This is a genomic window from Pseudoalteromonas piratica, assembly GCF_000788395.1.
Taxonomy (GTDB): Bacteria; Pseudomonadota; Gammaproteobacteria; order Enterobacterales; family Alteromonadaceae; genus Pseudoalteromonas; species Pseudoalteromonas piratica.
This window is the reverse complement of sequence record NZ_CP009888.1, coordinates 3,014,674-3,035,789: the sequence shown is the minus strand read 5'-3', so window position 1 is coordinate 3,035,789 and position 21,116 is coordinate 3,014,674. Positions and strand designations below refer to the sequence as shown.

At 39.2% G+C, this 21,116-nt stretch carries 18 protein-coding genes; 7 read left to right on the top strand and 11 right to left on the bottom strand.

Translation table 11 applies throughout. The features are described from left to right. Positions 1-35 precede the first annotated feature (35 nt). Both OM33_RS14010 and OM33_RS14005 read right to left on the bottom strand, forming a co-directional pair. Positions 36-1,673: a methyl-accepting chemotaxis protein gene (locus OM33_RS14010; protein WP_038642602.1), complete on the bottom strand. Its 1,638-nt coding sequence runs from the start codon at positions 1,671-1,673 to the stop codon at positions 36-38. A gap of 142 nt (positions 1,674-1,815) precedes the next feature. Then, entirely contained in the window at positions 1,816-4,029 is a 2,214-nt protein-coding gene (locus OM33_RS14005; RefSeq protein ID WP_052141019.1) for a S9 family peptidase, read from the bottom strand. Positions 4,030-4,137: 108 nt separating this feature from the next. Between OM33_RS14005 and OM33_RS14000 the strand changes: the two genes are divergently transcribed. Further along, positions 4,138-4,536 (top strand): HIT domain-containing protein, encoded by a 399-nt coding sequence (locus tag OM33_RS14000; protein ID WP_038642600.1) that lies wholly within the window; start codon positions 4,138-4,140, stop codon positions 4,534-4,536. Positions 4,537-4,706: 170 nt separating this feature from the next. Then, a complete protein-coding gene (locus tag OM33_RS13995) occupies positions 4,707-5,546 on the top strand; it encodes an HDOD domain-containing protein (protein ID WP_038643422.1) in 840 nt (279 codons plus the stop codon). 67 nt (positions 5,547-5,613) lie between these two features. Here OM33_RS13995 and OM33_RS13990 read toward each other — a convergent pair whose 3' ends face one another. The 4 genes from OM33_RS13990 to gpmM all read right to left on the bottom strand — a co-directional run bounded on the left by OM33_RS13990 (position 5,614) and on the right by gpmM (position 10,320). Continuing rightward, positions 5,614-6,366 carry a divergent polysaccharide deacetylase family protein gene (locus OM33_RS13990; protein WP_234402698.1) on the bottom strand — a complete coding sequence of 251 codons (753 nt, stop codon included), beginning with the start codon at positions 6,364-6,366 and terminating at the stop codon, positions 5,614-5,616. 72 nt (positions 6,367-6,438) lie between these two features. Further along, on the bottom strand, positions 6,439-7,611 hold the full coding sequence (locus OM33_RS13985) for a S41 family peptidase (RefSeq protein WP_052141018.1): 1,173 nt from the start codon (positions 7,609-7,611) through the stop codon (positions 6,439-6,441). Between the two features lie 39 nt (positions 7,612-7,650). Next, positions 7,651-8,775, bottom strand: a complete 1,125-nt coding sequence (locus OM33_RS13980; RefSeq protein ID WP_038642598.1) for a murein hydrolase activator EnvC family protein — start codon at positions 8,773-8,775, stop codon at positions 7,651-7,653. Positions 8,776-8,778: 3 nt separating this feature from the next. Beyond that, a complete protein-coding gene (gene gpmM, locus OM33_RS13975; protein ID WP_038642596.1) occupies positions 8,779-10,320 on the bottom strand; it encodes a 2,3-bisphosphoglycerate-independent phosphoglycerate mutase in 1,542 nt (513 codons plus the stop codon). Positions 10,321-10,521: 201 nt separating this feature from the next. On the opposite strand from gpmM, the gene OM33_RS13970 reads away from it, so the two are divergent. The 4 genes from OM33_RS13970 to gpsA are packed head-to-tail and all read left to right on the top strand — an operon-like array spanning position 10,522 to position 12,731. Then, the gene (locus OM33_RS13970; RefSeq protein WP_038642593.1) at positions 10,522-10,953 is read left to right on the top strand and encodes a rhodanese-like domain-containing protein; all 432 of its coding nucleotides are present in this window, start codon (positions 10,522-10,524) and stop codon (positions 10,951-10,953) included. Positions 10,954-10,955: 2 nt separating this feature from the next. After that, positions 10,956-11,210, top strand: coding sequence for a glutaredoxin 3 (gene grxC, locus OM33_RS13965; protein WP_038642591.1), 255 nt, complete (start codon positions 10,956-10,958; stop codon positions 11,208-11,210). A 21-nt stretch (positions 11,211-11,231) separates the two neighbouring features. Next, the gene (gene secB, locus OM33_RS13960; RefSeq protein ID WP_038642589.1) at positions 11,232-11,711 is read left to right on the top strand and encodes a protein-export chaperone SecB; all 480 of its coding nucleotides are present in this window, start codon (positions 11,232-11,234) and stop codon (positions 11,709-11,711) included. Between the two features lie 6 nt (positions 11,712-11,717). Beyond that, positions 11,718-12,731, top strand: coding sequence for an NAD(P)H-dependent glycerol-3-phosphate dehydrogenase (gene gpsA / locus OM33_RS13955; RefSeq protein WP_038642587.1), 1,014 nt, complete (start codon positions 11,718-11,720; stop codon positions 12,729-12,731). Positions 12,732-12,780: 49 nt separating this feature from the next. Here the strand turns inward: gpsA and OM33_RS22085 are convergent, their stop codons facing one another. Both OM33_RS22085 and trmL read right to left on the bottom strand, forming a co-directional pair. Beyond that, positions 12,781-16,551, bottom strand: a complete 3,771-nt coding sequence (locus OM33_RS22085; RefSeq protein ID WP_052141017.1) for a GGDEF and EAL domain-containing protein — start codon at positions 16,549-16,551, stop codon at positions 12,781-12,783. 93 nt (positions 16,552-16,644) lie between these two features. Continuing rightward, positions 16,645-17,109 (bottom strand): tRNA (uridine(34)/cytosine(34)/5-carboxymethylaminomethyluridine(34)-2'-O)-methyltransferase TrmL, encoded by a 465-nt coding sequence (gene trmL / locus OM33_RS13945; protein ID WP_038642585.1) that lies wholly within the window; start codon positions 17,107-17,109, stop codon positions 16,645-16,647. A 94-nt stretch (positions 17,110-17,203) separates the two neighbouring features. Here trmL and OM33_RS13940 point away from each other — a divergent pair, with 94 nt between their 5' ends. Then, complete coding sequence (locus OM33_RS13940; protein WP_038642583.1) at positions 17,204-18,073, top strand: cation diffusion facilitator family transporter; 870 nt, start codon at positions 17,204-17,206, stop codon at positions 18,071-18,073. Here OM33_RS13940 and OM33_RS13935 read toward each other — a convergent pair. Genes OM33_RS13935 through OM33_RS13925 form a run of 3 tightly spaced genes read right to left on the bottom strand, consistent with a single transcriptional unit; the run spans position 18,051 to position 21,032 of the window. Continuing rightward, a complete protein-coding gene (locus OM33_RS13935) occupies positions 18,051-18,977 on the bottom strand; it encodes an alpha/beta fold hydrolase (RefSeq protein ID WP_038642581.1) in 927 nt (308 codons plus the stop codon). The two genes, OM33_RS13940 and OM33_RS13935, sit on opposite strands and share 23 nt — an antisense overlap. Further along, entirely contained in the window at positions 18,961-20,349 is a 1,389-nt protein-coding gene (locus tag OM33_RS13930) for an ATP-binding protein (RefSeq protein ID WP_038642579.1), read from the bottom strand. The genes OM33_RS13935 and OM33_RS13930 overlap by 17 nt, the downstream gene beginning before the upstream one ends. Next, positions 20,349-21,032, bottom strand: a complete 684-nt coding sequence (locus tag OM33_RS13925) for a response regulator transcription factor (RefSeq protein ID WP_038642577.1) — start codon at positions 21,030-21,032, stop codon at positions 20,349-20,351. The genes OM33_RS13930 and OM33_RS13925 overlap by 1 nt, the downstream gene beginning before the upstream one ends. Between the last annotated feature and the right edge of the window lie 84 nt (positions 21,033-21,116).

Here is a 21,116-nt window from a genome sequence, read left to right as displayed (position 1 = left end):
CTTTTTAAGGCCAGCTTTAATTGCTGGCCTTTTTGTTAGTCAAGTTTAAAGCGGTTTACAACTGTGCTCATTTCTTCACTGCTGGCAATTAGCTCCGTACTTGCTGCATGTAATTGGTGAGTGTTGTTCAGTGATTCATCTGCCATACCAGCTAACTCGCTAATACGCATATTAGCCTCGCTTGCGGCTTGGCTTTGTTCATCAGTAGCGCGTGCTATCTGGCTGTTCATATCAGAAATAATATTCATTAATTCATCAATTTGACTGAGCACTTCATCAGCTTTACTTGCCTGGTTAACCGTTTCTTTTGATGTTACCTGTGACGAAGACACTGCGGAAACGGCCTCTTGCGCTCCTTGTTGCAGCTTTTGAATCATTTGTTGGATTTCTTCAGTGCTCTGTCCTGTTCGGCTTGCCAGTGTTCTTACTTCATCAGCTACAACCGCAAACCCTCGGCCTTGTTCGCCAGCGCGAGCGGCTTCGATGGCCGCATTGAGTGCCAGTAAATTGGTTTGTTCAGCAATGCCACGGATCACATCAAGCACAGCACCAATATTGTCACTCTCGGCCGCAAGTGAAGCAACGACCTCGCTAACATGATCTATGTTATCCGATAGAGATTCAATTTGGTTAATTGTTTGGGTAACTACACCTTTACCAGCCTGTGTGTTTTCCCGTGCTTGATTGGCTGCTTGCTCGGCTGCATTTGCATTATCACTTACTTCCCTTATTTGTGCGGTCATTTGTTCCATAGCGGTTGCTACTTGCGTCGTATTATCTGATTGCATTTGAATGTACTGTTGGCTGTTATCACTAGTTTGTGCAACGTTATTTGCTTGAAACAGCACCTGTTGTGATGCATTCGAGACTTGTTTTAACGAGTTACGCATTTTATCGGAAAATTCATTAAAATAACCTGATAAACGGGCAATCTCATCGTTGCCATCGGTCGTTAATTTACGGGTTAAATCACCGTCGCCATGGGCAACGTCTTTCATTAATTTGGTGGCTTGAATCGTCGGCGCGATAATACTTTTGCCGATAAGGTAAGCCAATGCTCCCACAAGTAAAATAATGACAATTGTTTGGAACAATAATTTAGTTGCCTGCTGAGCAAAGAGGGTATCTAAGGTATCTAAGTAAATACCAGAACCGATAATCCACCCCCAAGGACTGAAACCTTTAACATAGGATATTTTATCAACAGGATCTTTTGCGCCAGGCATAGGCCATTGATAAGGTACAAACCCTTCTCCTCGTTGTCGCACTATGTTTGCCATTTCAATAAACAGAGCAACGCCATTCGGATCTTTAACGTTTGATAGCGATTTTCCATTAAGCTCTGGTTTCATCGGATGCATGATCATGCTTGGCGATGTGTCATTAATCCAATAATAATTATTATTTTCATAGCGCATTGCACTAATGGTTGATTTAGCTGCGTTTTTTGCTTGCTCTTCTGTTAGCTCTCCACTGATTTGCTTTTTATGGTAAGACTCAATAATACTGTGAGCTGCCTCAACCAAACTTCGCGTTTTTTGATATGACTCATCTTTTAATAATTGATATTGAGAACTTAAAGTTGCAATGCTTAATAAGGTAAGCCCTAACACAATTAACCCGACTAAAATGGCTAATCGTTGTTGAATAGTGATGCGGCGAAGTGTTGTCATAATGCCACCCTTAATTGAGTTGTTGTTTTAATATTAGACTATAAATTTTGAAATATAATTTGACCTAAGACATTCTTTTTATAAAAGAAATAGAAAAAGCGGGCAAGCCCGCTTTTAATCGATAAGACTAATTGATGAGAACTTATTTCTTAAAATGGCGATTAAAAAAGTCAGTAATTGTTTGGTGAAGGTGGGTTTGTACTTTTTTACCACGTAGGCTGTGTTTCGAACCCGGATAAGTCATCATTTCAAACTGTTGTGCGTTGTCTTGTAATTGCTTAAACAGCTTAGTCGCATGGGTAAATAAGACGTTATCGTCAGCCATGCCATGGTAGATCATAAGCGGACCAGCTAACCCTTCGGCATATGGAAATACTGCACTTTTTTCATAGCCTGCAGCATTCGTGTTTGGATGACCAAGGTAGCGCTCAGTGTAATGTGTATCGTAAAGGGCCCAATCTGTTACAGGTGCACCCGATACGCCCGCTTTAAAGTAGTCACCCGCTTTAAACATCGTCATGAGTGCCATATAACCACCATAACTGTGGCCATAAATACCAATTCGTTCAGCATCTACATAATCGAGAGTACGTAAGAATTCAACGCCTTTAATTTGGTCTTGAACTTCAATTTCGCCTAAGTGTTTGTAGATAGGATCTTCAAACTTTTTACCACGATTATATGAACCACGATTATCTAATTGAAATACGATGTAACCTTGCTGAACCATATATTGGAAGTATAGGTTTTTACTACGCCAACTATTAGTAACACGCTGTGCATGTGGACCGCCATAAACATTGACCATAACCGGATACTTTTTACCGGCTTCTAGCGTTTTTGGCTTAAACAGTCGGTAATGCATTATTTGTCCATCTTCGGCTTTTAGCGTGCCATATTCAGGATCAACTAAATCGTTTAGGTAAGGCGTTAAAGGGTGCGCATTATCAAGGCGATTTGGCTCTAACCAAGTTATAAAGTTACCTAAATTATCGCGAAGTGACACTTGAGCAGGCTGATTTACACTTGAGCTGCGGGCGATAAAAGTCAAATTGTCTTTAGCCATAACAACAGAATGGAATTTGCCTGTTTCAGTTAAACGACGAGGTGTCGATTTTTCAAATAACTTTGCTGAGTAAAGATGGCTCTCAAGCGGCGTATCAGCACGCCCTGAAAAATAAATCAGGCCATTTTCTTCATCAATGCTCTTAATGCTCTCTACAATCCATTCTCCCTGAGTAATTTGACGTACTAGTGTGCCGTCAACTTTGTAAAGGTATAAATGTTTATAGCCATCTCGTTCTGATGCCCAAACAAAGTGCTTTTTATCATCGAGAAAACGCAAATCAAAGTGCAGGTTAATCCAAGTGCTACTTGTTTCTGTAAGTGCCACTTTCTGTTTTTTGTTATCACTATTATAAAAACGCAGCTCTAGGCGTTGTTGAGAGCGGTTTTGCCATTGGTACGAGAGTGTTTTATCGTCGTTTAACCATTTAGCACGAGCAAGATAGATATCTTTCTCTTCACCCATGTCAACCCAATCAACCTGCTGAGAGTTTAGGTTTACAACACCTAGTTGAATATCAACATTATTAGTGCCAGTAAACGGGTAGCGTTGGTTAAATAGCTTCACTTCATCTGCATAGATTTCATTGCGAATGGCTTCTGCAACAGGAGACTCATCGATGCGAGTGAAAGCAATGTTAGCTTCATCTCCACTCCACCAGTAGCCTGTCATTCGGCTCATTTCTTCTTGTGCAACAAATTCGGCCATACCATTTTTAATAGTGCCGCCACCATCTTTCGTTAACTGAATCTCTTGACCGGTTGCAAGATTTTGCACATATAAATTTTGCGCGCGAATGTATGAAACATAATTGCCCTTTGGTGAAATTTTTGCATCTGTTTCAAATTCAGGCGTATCGGTGAGTTTGCGCGATTGTTGTTTTGCGAGGTCGTAGTAATAAATATCACCGTTTAATGGGAATAACAGTGCTTTCCCATCTTTAGACCAGATGTACTCCATGATCCCTTTACCAAAAACGCGCATACGTTCACGACGTGCTTTTTCTTCGTCAGATAAGGTTTCAGGGCCAGAAAAAATAGTATTTGAGTCAACCAATAAACGATTGGTTTTATCTTTTAAACTGTATTCCCAAAGGTCGTAGCGGTTGTAATCTTCTTTCTTGCCTTGTAGGTAAGTAACACGGCTACCATCAGGCGAAAATTTAAGTTTTACTGGTGCTTTACCAGCTAAGCTCGGATCGGAAAAAATTCGCTCAAGGGATAAAGGTTCAGCAAAGGCTGCTGTACTCATTAAACTTGCCCCTGCGAAAGCAATCAATGTTCTTTTCATTATTTACTCTTGGTTACTGTTATGTGTGATGGCTAAATGGTATGTAGATATAGATCTAATGGCAACTAATTGCTATAAACGACGGGAATGCAATAAAAAGGTAAGTTAATGTTTGAACTCGCAAAAGAGCTGCAAAGAGATTGTATCGAAATAGCAGATTGGTCACTTTGTAAAGTATTACTGATGAATGATAGCCAATATCCTTGGTTTATTTTGGTACCTAAAGTTGAAGGGGCGCGCGATATTATTGATTTAAGTGAATCAGAACAAAATGTTCTGCACCTTGAGTCACGTCAATTACAACACTTAATCCGTGAGGTATTCTCTCCTTATAAGCTTAACGTGGCTGCACTGGGTAATGTGGTTGAGCAATTACATATTCACCATATTGCTCGATATCAAGATGATATCGCTTGGCCTAAGCCAGTGTGGGGAACTTTTCCTGTTAAACCATATAGTAATGAGCAACTACTTAGCTTGCTTGAACAATTTAATGTACCCGAATAAATAATTTAACGCGGTACGATATTTAGGCTAAGCTTATTTTAAAGGGCTTTGAAATATAACATAAAACTATAATCAAAATTCGCTTAAATATGTTGGTTGAAACCACTTGGTTACTTGGTGCAACGAGTTCGCTCGGGCAAACAGAAAATTATAAAAAGGACGATTTTTATATGTCTACAGAAAATGCATTACTTACCATTCTTGTTGAGAAAATTAATAACGATACACTCGTTTTACCAACCCTACCTGAAGTTGCAGTTAAAGTAAGAGAGGCTGCGGACAATCCTGAAATTAACTTAATGGAAATGAGTGATGTAATTGCGCATGACCCTGCGCTTTCAGCTCGGATGATTAAAGTTGCTAACAGTGCATTCTTAGGTCGTTCAGTCAAAGTTTCAACATTAAATCAGGCAGTCACCCGCATTGGTTTAAGGCAAATTAAAAATATTGCAACTGCGATGGCGATGGAACAACTATTTGTTTCAAAAAATAAAATTGTTAAAGAGTATTTATCAAAAAGCTGGCTAAAAACAGTTGATGTCGCCTCATCGGCAATCGCTTTATTGAACTTGCATTTAAAAGACAATAAACATAGTTCACTCAATATCGATACTATTACGTTGGCGTCATTGGTTTACAACATCGGTATTTTACCTATATTGACCGAAGCTGAGCGTCATCAAGATGTGTTTGCTAACCCTCAGTTTTTAGCACAGGCTATTCAAAAACTAGGTGGGCGTATTGGTGGCCAAATTATGCGAGCTTGGGACTTCACAGATGATTTTGTTGAAGTGTCAGAGCTTTGGGCAAGTTCAGAATATAGACCGGAAAAGCCTTGTTATGTTGATTTTATTCGCATTGCGGCGATTAGCCAGGGTTTATTAAATGTTTCTGACAAAAATGCTGCACTACAAGGCTATGTTGATAAAGGTGTTTTAACAGATGTTGGCGTGCTGGAAAGTGATGAGTATAACGAATTACTTAATGACGTGAAAAGCATGTTTGCTTAAGCAATCAAAAATCCGGAAGAAGCAATCAGATTACACTTTTTGCTTCTCCATTAATTAGTAAATTACTCTAGTTGGTATTTGTTTGGTTAGCTAGCCTTATTGGTTTATCCATAATTAGCTGTGAGATAGGCACCAACTCAATCCCTTCTTTTTCTAAAGCATGTATTGCACTCGGTAAAAATTTAATTGTTTCAGGGTAGGGGTGAGCAATTGCAATACCGCTGCCAGATTTTTTAGCAATGTGGATTAACTGCCTAAGTCTGAACATCATTTGTTTTTCGCTAGGAATATTATCTAGAAATACATGCCTTGACGCATTCGCCACACCAAAAAGTTTTGCCATATTTTGTGCCTGACTGTCTTTTGATGTTTTACTGTCGACAAAAAATAAATCACGATCTCTTAGAATTTCCATGGTCCATGCCATTGGTACAACTTTTTGCGTCAAAAAAGACCCCATATGATTATTGATGCCAATAACTTTCGGGTAATCATCAAGTGCTTCAATAAGTTGTTTTTGCAGCGCGTATTTATCCATATCTGAAGTTAGGGCACCCGGACCTAAGGCTTTCCCACTCACAGCTTCCATTGGTACATGCAAAATCACATCTCGATCGAGTATTGCTGCTTTTTTAGAAAATGAGTCTGCATAAGGAGTGTAGGGTAGTATCGCGTAAGACAATTGACCAGAAATCTCTAATGCACTTAAGTCGTTTGCATGATTACCAATGTCATCGATAAGAATAGCGACCCTAGCAGCAAAAGATTGCACACTGTAAAAATTTAAAATTAATAAAATTAAGTAGATAAATGGGCGCACACGTATTCTTATTATTTTTATTGTAAGTATGGGCTCATCCCGAGCCCTTCTCAAAATCTAATTAATGATGACTTATTTTTCCAACAATTGCCACGCTTTTTCTAGTTGAAGATCATGAACCTTGGCATTAACAAATGAGTCGGAATCACCCGCTGCATAATGTTCACTCTCTCGTTGCAATACGGGAAAATCAGGTAATATTCCAGTGCCTTCGATTGAACGGCCACTAGGTGTGTAGTATTTCGCTGTTGTCAGTTTTAAGGCAGTTTGACCATCACCAAGTGGAATGAGAGATTGTACTGAGCCTTTACCATATGAGCGAGTGCCAACTAATTGCGCTCTATGATTGTCTTGCAGTGCACCAGCCAATATTTCAGCCGCTGAGGCTGAGCCTTCATTAATCATAACAATAATAGGTGCGCCATTAAGTACATCACCTTCTTGCGCGTAATATTCTTGATTTGCTTCGGCAAAGCGTCCTTTAGTACTGACAATCACACCACTTTCTAAAAATAAATCAGAGATTTCGATTGCACTGTCTAAGATACCACCGGGGTTGTCACGTAAATCGATGATTAAACCATTGATATCACCCGCGACTATTTGTGAAAGATGCGCTAACTCTTTTGCAACGTCATAAAGGGTATGATTATTAAAGTTAATAATTCGAAGATACGCTACGCCTTGATTATTAATGCTTCCTCTGACGCTTTTAAGGTCAATTTTTTTGCGCTCTACCTCAAAAAACAAAGGGTCTAGATGTCCGCTGCGAGCAATTGTGAGTGTAACTTGTGGTTGCTGTTTTTGGTTAATTAATTGCGATACATGTTTGATGGTTTGGTTAATAACCGAAGTACCATTAACTTTAAGTAATATGTCACCTTTAATTAAACCAGCAGTATGAGCTGGGGAATTTTCTACAGCAGCGACAATCACTATGTGCTCTTCACGTTGCTCAACCTCAATACCCAATCCGGTATAGCGACCATTCGCAACGTTAAAAAGTGCTTCAAGCTCGTTTTGATCGAGAAACTCAGAGTGGGGGTCGAGCTGTTTAAAAATAGACTCAATTGCATGTTGGTTGAGCTTTTTAGCATCAATATCATCAACGTAAAAATGTTGAATATTCGCTAAAACTTCAGCAATTGAAACTTGTGCGGCTGCTTTTGATTCAGCCCACGCAGGTGCGAATGAAATAACACAAACCAAAATGCTTATTTTTAATGTGTTAAGAAAAAAAGTCATTGGCTCACTCCTCAAATGAGGTGTAGCCAATTTTGAATCCTAAATTCGTCTACACCATTTAACAGGGTTTACCGCTCTTCCCTTATGCCGTATTTCAAAGTATAGACTAGGATTTGATTGTCCACCGCTTTGTCCGACTAATGCGATTTGTTCGCCAGCTTTAACTTTATCACCAACGTCTTTTAAAAGTGCTTGGCTGTGGCCGTAAAGACTCATAAATCCTTTACCATGATCGACGACAATTACCCAGCCAAACCCTTTTAGCCAATCAGCAAAAAGTACCTGGCCATCTGCAATTGTTTTAACTGGTGCGCCTTCCTTGCCACTCATAAGTACGCCTTTCCATTTCAGGCTGCCATGCTTTTTTTGACCAAAACGGTGTGTGAGCTTGCCACGGGAAGGCCAATCTAATTTGCCTTTGCGTTTTTGTAAGCCAACCAGCTTTACTTCGCTTTGGGCTAAGTCACGACTGAGTTGTTCTAACGTTTGTTTTAAAACTTGTTCATTTTGTTTTAAATAAACCAGTTGTGATTGTGTTTTTTGTAATGTTCTTTTTAGCGTATTGAATTCTGCCTTTTGCTCTTTTTTTGCAATCAGTAAGGCATTTTGTTGTTCTTCTTGTGTGCTTAAAAGTGCTTCGAGCTGAACCTGATTTTGCGCTAACAACTGACGGCTGTTTTCTAATTCAATTAAGGTTGCTTTTAGCTTTTCAAGTTCTTTTATTCGTGCATTATTAAGGTATTGATAGTAATTAAGCGTGCGCTCTACATGTTGCACTTGATCTTGGCTGAGCAATAATTTTCCATAATCATGGTTGCCCGTCATAAACGCACTTTTAAGTTGAGCTGCAAGGGCGGCTTGCTGCTTTGCTTTATCACTTTCAAGCGATTTAATTTTATCTTTTAGAGTGGCTTGCTCGGTAAGGTTTAACTCAACGTCAAACTTAAGTTGTTTGAGTTTTTTTGAACTGGCGGCAATTGCTACATCTGCTTTTTTTAGGGCTTGTTCAATTGTGTTTAGCAGTGCCTGTTGCTCTTTAAATGTTTTATTAGTGTCTTTGAGTTGCTGTTGGACTTGGTTTAAATCGTCTTTAGTACGCTCAGTATTAGCTTGTATGGAACAAGCTAATACTGACAAAACAAAAAATAAATAAGAGCAGCGCATTGGTTAGTTTAACTTCATAATTGTTTCACCAGTCATTTCGTCTGGTTGTTCCATACCCATTAAATGAAGCATTGTAGGTGCCACATCGCTTAATTTCTTTCCTGTTAGCGCAGTGGCATTTCGACCAACGTAGATAAATGGTACTGGTTCGCTGGTGTGCGCGGTATGTGCTTGACCTGTATTTGGGTTGACCATTTGCTCAGCGTTACCGTGGTCGGCCGTGATAAGCGCTTCTGCGCCTGTTTTTTCTAACGCTTCAACTACACGACCAATACAGCTATCTACGGCTTCACACGCTTTAACCGCAGCGTCGAATACTCCTGAATGACCAACCATATCACCATTCGGGTAGTTACAAATAATTGCATCGTATTTACCAGACTCGATTGCCTCAACTAGCTTGTCAGTAAGCATTGTCGAGTTCATTTCTGGTTGTAAGTCATAGGTTGCCACTTGTGGTGATGGTATTAAAATACGTTCTTCACCGTTGAATTCAGCTTCGCGTCCACCGCTAAAGAAAAAGGTTACATGTGCATATTTTTCGGTTTCAGAAATACGCAACTGGGTTTTATCATGTTTTTCTAACCATTCGCCAAATACATTGGCAAGTTTTTCCGGTGGGAAGGCAACGCTTGTTTTAATATCCGCTGCATATTCAGTTAACATAACAAAGTCAGCAAGCTTGGGTGCCTTTTGTTTGGTAAAGCCTGCGAAGTCTGCATCGACAAAAGCGCGAGTCATCTGACGTGCTCTGTCTGCACGGAAATTCATAAACAATACTGCGTCGCCATCATTGATGGTAGCAGCTGCACCGTCTTCTAAAATAGTTGAGGCAGACACAAATTCATCGTTTTCATCACGCTCATAAGCCGCATTTAAAGCATCTAAAGGGTTGTTGAAACTGTACTCAGATTGACCTAGCGTCATTAGGTTATAAGCGCTTTCAACACGTTCCCAGCGGTTATCTCGGTCCATTGCAAAATAACGGCCTACTAAACTGGCGATTTGACCAACGCCAAGTGCTTCACATTTAGCAACAATATCTTTAATTGGCTGCTCTGCGCTTCGCGGCGCAGTGTCACGGCCGTCTAAAAAGCCGTGAACGTAAATTTTCTTAGCGCCACGTTTTGCTGCAACTTCAATAGCAGCAGTAATATGTTCATGATGAGAATGCACGCCACCTGGGCTTAAAAGTCCCATTAGGTGAACGGCCTTATTGTTTGCAACCGCTTTATCGATGGCATTAACTATGGCAGGGTTTTCTGCAAACTCGCCATCGTCAATTGCTTTGGTAATACGTGTAAAGTCTTGATAGACAATGCGACCTGCCCCTAAATTGACATGGCCAACTTCAGAATTACCCATTTGACCATGAGGTAAGCCTACATCTAAACCAGAACCTGAAATAAGTGTGCTTGGGTATTCTTTCCATAGACGATCCATAACCGGTGTATTTGCAGCTAAAATTGCATTACTTTCGGTTTTTTCACTGTATCCCCAACCATCTAAGATAATCAGCACTAATGGTTTTTTCTGTAAAGACATTCTCATTCCTCATTCAAATAGAATTGCGCGAAGCACTGCGCTTAAAATAGCCGGTCTTTTATATCATTTTTTCACCGCGGATTCAGCAGTTAAGCTGCATGCTTTTAAAATTTTCAATTGAAACCCTAGCAGAGCTAGAATTTAGTTATATCATCCGTGTATACTTGGCCACTTTTAATGTAAAGAAAAATTGAGAATGTAATGGCACAATTTGTCGAATTTGTTACTAACAACCTGATTTTATGTTTAATTTGGGTTGGCTTATTAGGCGCCATTGTTCTTGGGTGGTTTAAATCACGCTTTTCGGCGATAAAACAGGTTAACCCTCAACAACTCACACATTTAGTGAACCGTGAAGACGGTCGTGTTGTTGATATACGTGCCTTAAAAGACTTTAACCAAGGTCATATTGCGGGCAGTGTTCACCTTGCAGCAGAAAAAGCAAAACAAGGTGAATTTGTTGGCCTTGAAAAGTTTAAATCTGACCCAATTATCTTGGTATGTGTTTCAGGTATGACTGCACAGTCTATTGCAAATGGGCTGGTTAAAGCTGGTTATGAACAAGTAAACGTTTTATCGGGTGGTATTACCGCTTGGCAAAATGCAAACTTGCCGCTTACAACAGGAAAATAATCATGGCGAACATTGTTATATACACTAAACCAACTTGTCCTTTCTGTATTAGAGCCAAAATGCTACTAACACAAAAAGGCGTTGAGTTTTCTGAGATTGATATTGCAGCTCAACCAGAACTTCGCGATGAAATGATTGCAAAAGCAAACGGTGGTTACACCGTACCGCAAATATTTATTAATGACCAACATATTGGTGGTTGTGATGATATGTTTGCACTAAACGATGCGGGTCGTTTGGATAACTTGCTTGTTTAAAACAAAATTTAGGAAATTAAAATGACAGAAGAGAATCAAAACTTAGGCGCAGAACAACAAGCAGAAGGTCCTCAGTTTGCAGTTCAACGTATTTATGTAAAAGACGTTTCATTTGAAACACCAAATTCACCTGCTATCTTCCAAAAAGAGTGGGCACCAGAAGTTAAACTTGACTTAGATACGCGTTCAAACAAGCTAGATGAAGGTGTTTTTGAAGTAGTACTTTCAGTGACTGTTCATGCGACTATTGGTGAAGAAACAGCATTCTTATGTGAAGTTCAACAAGCAGGTATTTTTGCAATTGGCGTTGCGAATGAAGGCCAATTAGCTCATATGCTTGGTGCTTTCTGTCCTAACGTGTTATTCCCATATGCACGTGAAACAGTGTCAAACATGGTTAACCGTGGCACTTTCCCACAGTTAAACCTTGCACCAGTTAACTTTGATGCATTATTTGCACAATATGTGCAACAACAAGCATCACAAACTGCTGACGCATAATTTTATATGACTACTTCAGCAGAAAATGCTGTTGCAGTACTAGGGGCGGGCTCTTACGGGACCGCCCTTGCTATTTGTTTTGCTCGTAACGGACACGATGTAGTTCTTTGGGGACGAAACAAAGAACATATCGATGAGCTCGCAACAGCGCGTGAAAATCAGCGTTACTTAGCGGGTGCAGCATTTCCAGATACTTTGACATTGAACGATGACCTGGCAAATACAGTGTCCTCTTCAGATGTGGTGCTGGTGGTTGTTCCTAGTCATGCATTTGCCGATACATTGGCTGCAATTAAACCTCATTTAAGACCTTCAGCAAGTATATTATGGGCAACCAAGGGGCTTGAACCAAATACAGGGCGCCTTCTTCAACAAGTTGCCGCTGAAGTACTTGGGGATGAAGTTAGTTTAGGTGTGTTATCTGGACCAACGTTCGCTAAAGAAATGGCAATTGGTTTACCTACTGCAATTTCCCTTTCATCTGCTGATACACAACTCGTTGATGATGTATCAGAAATGCTGCATTGTGGCCGTTCATTTAGAGTGTACTCAAACGACGACTTAGTCGGTGTACAACTTGGTGGTGCAATCAAAAATGTGATTGCAATAGGTGCTGGCATCTCTGATGGTTTTGGCTTTGGTGCCAATGCACGTACGGCACTGATCACGCGAGGCCTGGCTGAAATGACGCGTTTAGGTGTTGCCCTAGGTGCAAAAACGGAAACTTTTATGGGCATGGCGGGGCTTGGTGATTTAATCCTTACCTGTACCGACAACCAGTCGCGTAATCGCCGTTTTGGCTTGGCATTAGGTAAAGGCCAATCGGTTGAACAAGCGCAGCAAGAAATTGGACAGGTGGTTGAAGGCTATCGCAATACCAAAGAGGTATTCTTATTAGCTGAACGCATCGGCATCGAAATGCCGATTTGTGAACAAATTTACAATGTGCTTTATAAAGGACAAGATGTAAAATTGGCAGCAATGAACTTGCTTGGTCGACAGAAAAAAGCAGAAGCTTAATTTTAATAAAGGCTTTAACTCGGGTTAAAGCCTTTTTATTATCAATTACTTAATTCGATTTAGGTTGGTTAATCAATACCTTTGTTTGCTCAATAAACTTTTCCAGTTGATCACAAGGCAAGGGTTTACTAAAAAAGTAGCCCTGTACCACATCACACCCCATAACATGTAAAAAATAAGATTGTGCTTCGGTTTCAACACCTTCTGCAACCACATCAATATTGAGGTATTTGGCTAGCCGAATAATAGTTGCTGTAATATTTCTATCTTGTTCAGAGTGTTCGATATCTACCACAAATGAGCGATCAATTTTAAGCCGATCAATAGGGAATTTTTTCAAATAACTTAATGAGGAATGGCCAGTACCAAAATCATCTAGTGCAATTGTAAAGCCTAAGCGTTTTAACTTATGCATTTGTTGTAGCGCAAATTCAGGGTCATTCATCATTACACTTTCAGTGATCTCGAGTTCCATGCAATCACCAGTGATTTGATATTTTTGCAAGTAATTTGTTAAATCTTCAATTAAGTCAGAACGTTGAAAGTGAATTGCGGATAAATTTAAAGCAATTCTGCCATTGATTTGCACACCTTTAGTTTGCCATTGTTTAATCTGGCGGCAACATACCTCAATTAATACTCTTGTTAATGGAATAATGGCATTGTTGGCTTCTGCCACAGAGATAAATTGCGCAGGGCTACGAATTTCATTATTACCATCAGGCCAACGGGCAAGCGCTTCAACACCACATACCTGATTAGTTCGAGTATTAAATTTGGGTTGATAATATAAGGTGAATTCTTTATCGATAATGGCGCGATTAATTTCGTTTTCGATAGACAAGGATGCAGGGGTATGGGTTTTAATTGCTCGATTAAAGATTTGAAAGGTGTTTTTACCATTAGCTTTGGCGTGTTGCAGTGCTGAATCGGCACTGCGTAGTATCGATTCACTATCAAATCCGTTGTCAGGATAAATGGCAGCACCAATGCTTGCCGATAAACAAAGCTCTATATCATCAAGTCGTATCGTTCTGGCAAGTTCTGAAAGTAGTTTTTCGCATAGACTCTTAATATTGAAGATGTTTAATGGCGAAAAAATATGGGGAGGAAGTAAAATTCCAAACTCATCTCCACCAAGATTGGCAAGTGTGTAGTTAGGAGGGAGTGTTTGTTCGAGCCTTTGCGCCGCTAATTTCAGTACTCTATCGCCATAGCTATGACCTAGACCATCATTTATTTTGAAAAAGTTGTCTAGATTAACAATCAAAACACAAAATTCAGGTTGAGTACTTGAACTCGCGTTAATGGCAAGAATGAGCTGTTCCATAAAAACGGTTCGATTAAGTAACCCCGTTATTTGATCGCGAGTAGCGAGGTGTCTGAGTTGTTTTTCTTGTTGCTTTTGTTGAGTGATATCCTTAAACATACCGATATAGTGTATTTTAGTAAGCAACCCTAATGTGCTTGAGAGCCTAATTTTGGTGATATTCAGTGAAATTGCCATCAACTCAGTATTTTTTCGTTTACTCCAAAGTTCCCCTGACCAAGACCCTTTTTCTTGAATGGCGCGTTTGATTATGTGTTCTAGTTTGGTATTACGTGTTTCCCCATCAAATACTTTCAGTTGCTTGCCGTAAACGTCTTCGGCAGAGAAGCCTGTAAGCGTATAAAACGTTTTGTTTGTATTGATAACTTTAAGGTTTTCATCGCAAATCCAAACCGCTTCCTGAGTTTGTGCTAGCAGAGCAGATGTAAGGCCGTATTGTCTATTTTTTCGATGCTTAAACCACCAAAAACTGGACATTAAAGCTAAGAAACTTAAGAGTATAAGAGTTGCGATTTTCCAGACATTAAAGTCAAAATAGCTATGAGTGATTGTTAGATTGATAGGCTGTTGATTTAAGCCATTTCGATTAACGACTTTCAGAGTATTTAAGGAGCTGTTAATAACATGGAATGTTAGGGTATTTTGTCCAACTGGCAAGGCTATCCAAGGAGAGCTGGGCGAAAATCGGTAGCTAAGTGCAAGCCCTGTTGTCGGTATTTCGCTATCATAAAAAGAAAGTGTAACTTGTGTCTCTTCCTCAGTTAGTGTGATGTTGTGACTGATAATATTATGATGCGTATTGTTTAAACTTATACTGTTTAGTTTTAGCCCTGTTAACGGGGTAATTGCTGGGGCGCTATTTAATGGATACGAGAAAACGTTTTCACCAGTAACAAAGAGCTGTTGTTCGTTATAGAAAAAATCAAAATCGCTTCTTAATAGATTAGTGTTATTTAAATAGGTGACTACTTGTTCAAATTCAGCATCAAATAATAATGTTTGAAAAGGTGTTTTGAGCCAAATATAACGACCGCCATTATGATTTAAATTTGTCACAGTGGTGTTTAGTAATTGCTTTGATTGCCAGTTGTCACCCTGCTTTTCTAGTAGCCAAAATCCTGTATTAGTTGATACGAAAAACTTACCTTTAAAAACACTAGCAAACTCTATTTCCCCTATCTGTGATGTGGAATTAAAGAGTGCAAAGGTAAGCTCACCAGTGTTTCGGTATATTCCTTCTTTGGTTACGATAAAAGGAGGGCTCTGTATATCTCCTATTAGCGCAATAGATTGCTTAAATGGAAACTTAGTTTGCAATTGTTGAGTAAGAAGATCAAAAGTGTAGACAAACTGAGCATCTGAAAACCAAATTTCTCCTCGGTTTGTTAAATAAAACTGTTTAATACCGCGATGGTTTATCAACTGGATAAGTTGTTCGGTGGCTAGGTGATAACGCCATAAGCCAGATTCATTTTTTATATATAGGTACTTATTCTGCCACTGTATTTCTTGAATTGACTGATGCGCTAATTTGTCGCTAAAAAGCGAGCTTAAGTTGTCAGAAGTGAGCTTAAGTTGATTGTATGAAGTTAAAAACCAGCTATTATTTTGGTGTTTTAAAAGTATGTGATTATTTTCAACCGGAAAGACGTGGGTTATTAAAGGCAGATCTAGGGGTCTCAGGTTTTTACTGTCTGTTTGAAAAAGAAATAGATTACCTTCGCTTTGCAGTATTAACGACGAACCATCGATAGGCGTGATTGCATCGATGGGTATTTCGAGACCGACTGATGCAATATTCGTTAGATTAGCGTCAATATAGCTAAGGGTGTTATTTTGGGTAAACCATAGCCTACTTTTTCGGTCTAGAAACATTGTTTTGATGGGATTATTTAATTTGAAACGTTTGCTTATATGAAGCTGATTTTCAAAATACAGCAGTTCACTTGCATTAGTTAATAACCAAAAGGAAGTATCACTGATAATTTCGAAATCATGAATTAGTACATTCAATTCACTTGTTAGGTTTTCTATTTTTTCTGAATAGGGCAGGTATCTAAATAAGTTTCCTTTGCTAATAAAGTATAACTGTTGTTGTTTGGTTTTGAGCTTTTCGACATGCTCATCTACAAGCATATGCGAGGTTTGATTGAGTAAGTCATATTTAATGAGTTGATTATCGGTTGCCAAAAATAGTTGGTTGTTTACCCTTGATAACTCTTTAAAAGTTGATGAATTGTAGTCTTGAAGCAGTGACTTATCGGCTTTAGCTAAGTTTTCTTTGGAAAAAATGTATAAACCTTCATGGCTAGCAATTAGAGAGGCACCATTAGGCAGCGATACAAGATCGTTTATTGCGATATTATGTTGCTTAAACTCAGTTAGGGAAGTGAGTTTTTGTGCTAAATCATCATTTGCAACAGTCTTAAATGTTGTAAAAATACAAAGAAATAATATTAAGCAAACTTGAAATAATATTGGGCGCTTCAATTAAATTGTCTAGCTAGTGTTTTTCATTTAGCTTAGTTTAATTTTTGCAAAGTGCGAATTGAAAGCGCCTTTAAAACCAAGGTGTGAGACTTTTTATACAGCACCCTCAAAATCAAACTGACGCCATGCCTCATAGACAAATACAGCGACAGCGTTTGATAAATTCATACTGCGACTGTCAGGCATCATTGGAATGCGTAAACGTTGCTCCGTTGGCAAAGATTCAATTAGGTCGTTTGGCAAGCCTCGTGTTTCTGGACCAAATAGAAGACAATCGCCACGTTCAAATTGCGCTTTGTGATAGTGGCCTGATCCTTTGGTTGTACATGCAAAAACACGTTTAGGTTGTGTTTTGTCTAAAAAGGCTTCCAAACTTGCATGACGTTCTATATGACTGAATTCATGATAATCTAACCCAGCACGACGCACGCGTTTGTCATCCCAATCAAAGCCAAGAGGCTCAATTAAATGGAGTTTAAAACCACTGTTAGCACATAAACGAATAATGTTACCTGTGTTAGGTGGAATCTCAGGTTGGTAGAGCACAATATCTAGCATTTTAAACCTTCGGAATAATGTTTTTTATTAGTTTATCAAAGCTTTTATGTTCGATACTATAAGTATTCGCTTTGAAAGTTCTATACACGCGGAAATGAAAGAGAAAGATTATGCATATTGGGTCAAACTCTCGAGCAGTTTGACATTAGTCTTAGCCAGCACCATGGTTGCAGCTAAATTTTGGGCGTGGCTTTCAACCGGCTCAACTACCATGCTTGGATCACTAACAGATTCATTGTTAGATATTACCGCTTCGGCAATTAATTTTTGGGTACTCAGAATTGCGCTAGTACCCGCAGATGACGATCATCGTTTTGGTCATGGTAAGGCCGAATCTCTTGTTGGTTTAGGTCAAGCTGCATTTATAGCAGGCAGTGCATGTTTACTGGCGTTTTATGGTATTGAGCGTCTTTTAAACCCCGTTACCAGCGAAGCTGTTATGACTGGTGTAGCAGTGAGTATTTATGCCGTTTTTTGTACGCTGCTTATCATAGCAGTGCAGCAGTGGGCATTAAGACAAACAAAGTCAGTGGCGATAAAAGCAGATTCAGTTCATTACAAAGGTGATCTATTGCTAAACCTAAGTGTTATTGTGGCACTTGTGCTTGCAAATATGGGTTGGGTTTACAGTGATGGCATTTTTACCTTACTGATCTCAGGATACCTTTTTTACAATGCCTTTGATGTTGCTCGTGAATCAACCGATTATCTAATGGATAAAGAGCTTGATGATGAAGTAAAAAATGATATAGAAACAGCTATCTTAGCCCATAACGAAGTACTTGGTTTTCATGACTTGCGAACGCGTCAAAGCGGTCCGACAAAGTTTATTCAATTGCATTTGGAACTGGATAGTAAGTTAACGTTAGCACATGCCCATCGTATTTCAGAGGAAGTTGAAACATCGCTTCACCGTATTATTGAAGGCGAAGTTGATGTACTTATTCACAAAGATCCATTTTAAAAAAGTCGAATATATCTTGCAGCGCCTTATCGCGAATGAGATCTTGCTCAAATAAGATTTCATGCCAACTATCTTGATAGACTTTTTTGGTGATTAATTCGTTTTTGCTGACAATCTGATTTTGTGCTTGGTTATCCACAATTGTATCTTTTTCGGCCTGAAGTAATAAAACTGGCAATGATGCTGATGCTGGTGTTGATTTTATTTGCTCAATAGCCGTAAATGCCTGCTTTAGCCATCCAACGGTGACTCCACCTAAGCGTAAGTCTGGGTTTTCTTTATAAAGTTGACGAAATACACGATATCGCGTTTCATTTTGCATTAATTGGTTATTTAAAAAGGGTTTATCTTGATAGCCTGCTTGCCCTAAAAAGTAATGTTTATTGAGTCCTATAAGACTTAGAGTATTGACTATCAACTTTGCCAACCAAGCTGGGATGTTTGGGGTAGGAATACCAAACATAGGTGCGCTTAATACCGCTTTGGTGAAGGGGTGTGGGTTATTAGCAAGGTACAGGTAACTGATGGCTGCCCCCATTGAATGAGCAAGCAAAAAGTGCTCACCTTGCCAATTGCTTTTTACGACTTGTTCAACGAAAAGAGCGAGGCCGTCGATATAATCATTAAAACTGTGAATATAGCCTTTTTCTGCAACTGGCAACAAACGAGTAGAAAGTCCTTGACCGAGATGATCAAACATAAATACAGCAAAGCCTTGTGAATAAAAGTCGTAGGCTATTTCTTGGTATTTTAAGTAACTCTCACAGCGTCCATTGACAATTGTGACTGCAGCTTTTGCATTTTTTGGGGCAATGTAAGCGTAATGAATTTGATTGCCATGAAAGCTTAAGCTTGCTTGTGTAAGCCCTTGCCAAAGTTGTTCAATTTTATGTTGTTTCGTCATCTTTAAGTGAAATGGTTACATTTAATCCTGAGTTTTGCTTATTTTTTAATGAAATAGTGCCTTGGTGTAATTCAATTGCTTGTTTGGCAATTGCAAGGCCAAGACCTGCACCACCGCTTTGTCTTTCTCGAGATTGTGAAGCGCGGTAAAAAGGTTCCAATAAAAACGGTAGGTCTGCTTCACTAACGCCCTCGCCATCATCACAAATATTAATAATAACCATATTTGGCTGATCAGTTATCTCACACTGAATGGCTGATTTACTGTATTTTATGGCATTTCTGAGTATGTTTTCAAAAGCACTTGCAATTAAAGCTGCGTCAAGTTGTAGGTGTTTCTTACTTGTGCCAATAACCTTAAGTACTTTGTGCTGTTGTTCAGCCTCAAATTCCGCGTCTTTGAGTACTTGCTGTAATATGCTTTGGAGAGATTGTTGTTCTTTTTCAATGTATTGATTATTAGCTTCTAAGCGCGAAAGTTTTAACACATCAGAGATCATTTTTTCCAAGTTATTCGCTTCTTTCTCAATGCGTGAAAGGTAACTGGCCTGTTCGCTTGATTGCTTTAATTGAGCAAGTCCAGTTGCCATTTGCAAGCGGGTTAATGGAGAACGTAACTCGTGAGAAATATCCGCCATTAGCCGTTTTTGGCTGCTTACTAAGAGCTCTAAGCGTTGCGCCATTAAATTAAAGTCTTTCGCCAGTGTTGTGAGTTCGTCGCCTGACTCAGAGCTTACAGCTACGCGAGTATCGAGTTGACCACTGGCAAGCTGGGAAGTCGCTCGCTTTAATGCATTTATTGGGTTAATTAATACACGGCTGAACAGTAAGCTGAGTAATAAGGTTGCGCCAATCATAACCAAGATTTTTAACCATAGTGGCATGAGCATAATACGAATGCCTAAAGGGGGAGAGCGCCAGGGCTCAATTTCATACATTAGGTAAACTTGATCTTGATAGTTAATTGTTACCGGACCTAATGCACGGTACTCTGCTGTAGTGATTATTTGCGGTGTTAGTTGTTGAGTGAAAGCCAATAATCCAACATCCGGTTGCGTTTTAATTGGTTGATTAAAAAAAGCGGTATTACTTTCAGGCAAAGTAAAATAAAGTAGGCGATGACGTGAAATACGCGGATGGCCAGCTAATTGCGCTAGTGTTTTCTCTTCTTTTTTTAAATGTGCTCTTTCTAAACCCATTGCTAAGCGCTTTAAATTTTCTAATTTGGGACCACGAAGATTGCGGCTTTCAACACTGTTTTCAGTAAGTTGACTAAATAAGAAAAGCACAGCAAAAGTACATAATATGGTGAGCCAAAACCAACCAAAAATTTTAAAAAAGAGGTAGTTTCTTGGATTGAATAACTTCAGCATCAAACACCGCCAAGTAAAATATAGCCAGCGCCACGTACCGTTTTAATTTTTTCTTGTTCTATGTGTTCTGCGATCTTTTTTCTAATATTGCTGACATGCATGTCAATGGAACGGTCAAAAGCAGCGAGTTTTCTGCCAAGTACTTGCTCACTGATAGTTTCTTTACTGACTATTTCCCCTTGGTTTTTAAGCAATAAAAATAGTATTTCGAATTCGGTACCGGTAAGTTCTATCTTTTGCTCGGCAGCAAATGCTTCACGGGTATGAGGTGCGAGACGTATACCATTTTCTTCAAATGTATTATTTGTTTGTAGCTGTTGAATATTTTCGATGCGACGCGTAATAGCTTTAACACGAGCTAAAAGCTCTCTATGATTGAAAGGCTTAGGTAAATAGTCGTCAGCACCAAGCTCAAGACCAAAAATTCGGTCAAAATCTTCACCTTTTGCAGTCAACATAATGACAGGAGTTAATTTGCTTTGACGTAATTGTTTTAATACTTCAAAACCATCAATACCAGGCAACATTACATCGAGTAGAATAACATCATAATCATGCGATTTAGCCTCAGCTAAGCCTGTATCACCTCTGTGCAAGGCAGTTATTGAAAAGCCATGTGATGAAAGGTATTCAGTAAGTAATTCTACTAGTTCTGTATCGTCATCGATTAAAAGAATATTCATGCGAAACCCTAATTAAACTGCTTTTAATAGCATTTTAAGTGCTTTTAAGTATGGCCAAAAGCAATTTACATAACCTTTACATTG

Coding starts and splice junctions, on each gene's coding strand:
- OM33_RS14010 (WP_038642602.1), bottom strand. CDS start 1,673: ATGACAACACTTCGCCGCATCACTATTCAACAACGATTAGCCATTTTA.
- OM33_RS14005 (WP_052141019.1), bottom strand. CDS start 4,029: ATGAAAAGAACATTGATTGCTTTCGCAGGGGCAAGTTTAATGAGTACA.
- OM33_RS14000 (WP_038642600.1), top strand. CDS start 4,138: ATGTTTGAACTCGCAAAAGAGCTGCAAAGAGATTGTATCGAAATAGCA.
- OM33_RS13995 (WP_038643422.1), top strand. CDS start 4,707: ATGTCTACAGAAAATGCATTACTTACCATTCTTGTTGAGAAAATTAAT.
- OM33_RS13985 (WP_052141018.1), bottom strand. CDS start 7,611: ATGACTTTTTTTCTTAACACATTAAAAATAAGCATTTTGGTTTGTGTT.
- OM33_RS13980 (WP_038642598.1), bottom strand. CDS start 8,775: ATGCGCTGCTCTTATTTATTTTTTGTTTTGTCAGTATTAGCTTGTTCC.
- gpmM (WP_038642596.1), bottom strand. CDS start 10,320: ATGTCTTTACAGAAAAAACCATTAGTGCTGATTATCTTAGATGGTTGG.
- OM33_RS13970 (WP_038642593.1), top strand. CDS start 10,522: ATGGCACAATTTGTCGAATTTGTTACTAACAACCTGATTTTATGTTTA.
- grxC (WP_038642591.1), top strand. CDS start 10,956: ATGGCGAACATTGTTATATACACTAAACCAACTTGTCCTTTCTGTATT.
- secB (WP_038642589.1), top strand. CDS start 11,232: ATGACAGAAGAGAATCAAAACTTAGGCGCAGAACAACAAGCAGAAGGT.
- gpsA (WP_038642587.1), top strand. CDS start 11,718: ATGACTACTTCAGCAGAAAATGCTGTTGCAGTACTAGGGGCGGGCTCT.
- trmL (WP_038642585.1), bottom strand. CDS start 17,109: ATGCTAGATATTGTGCTCTACCAACCTGAGATTCCACCTAACACAGGT.
- OM33_RS13940 (WP_038642583.1), top strand. CDS start 17,204: ATGAAAGAGAAAGATTATGCATATTGGGTCAAACTCTCGAGCAGTTTG.
- OM33_RS13935 (WP_038642581.1), bottom strand. CDS start 18,977: ATGACGAAACAACATAAAATTGAACAACTTTGGCAAGGGCTTACACAA.
- OM33_RS13930 (WP_038642579.1), bottom strand. CDS start 20,349: ATGCTGAAGTTATTCAATCCAAGAAACTACCTCTTTTTTAAAATTTTT.
- OM33_RS13925 (WP_038642577.1), bottom strand. CDS start 21,032: ATGAATATTCTTTTAATCGATGACGATACAGAACTAGTAGAATTACTT.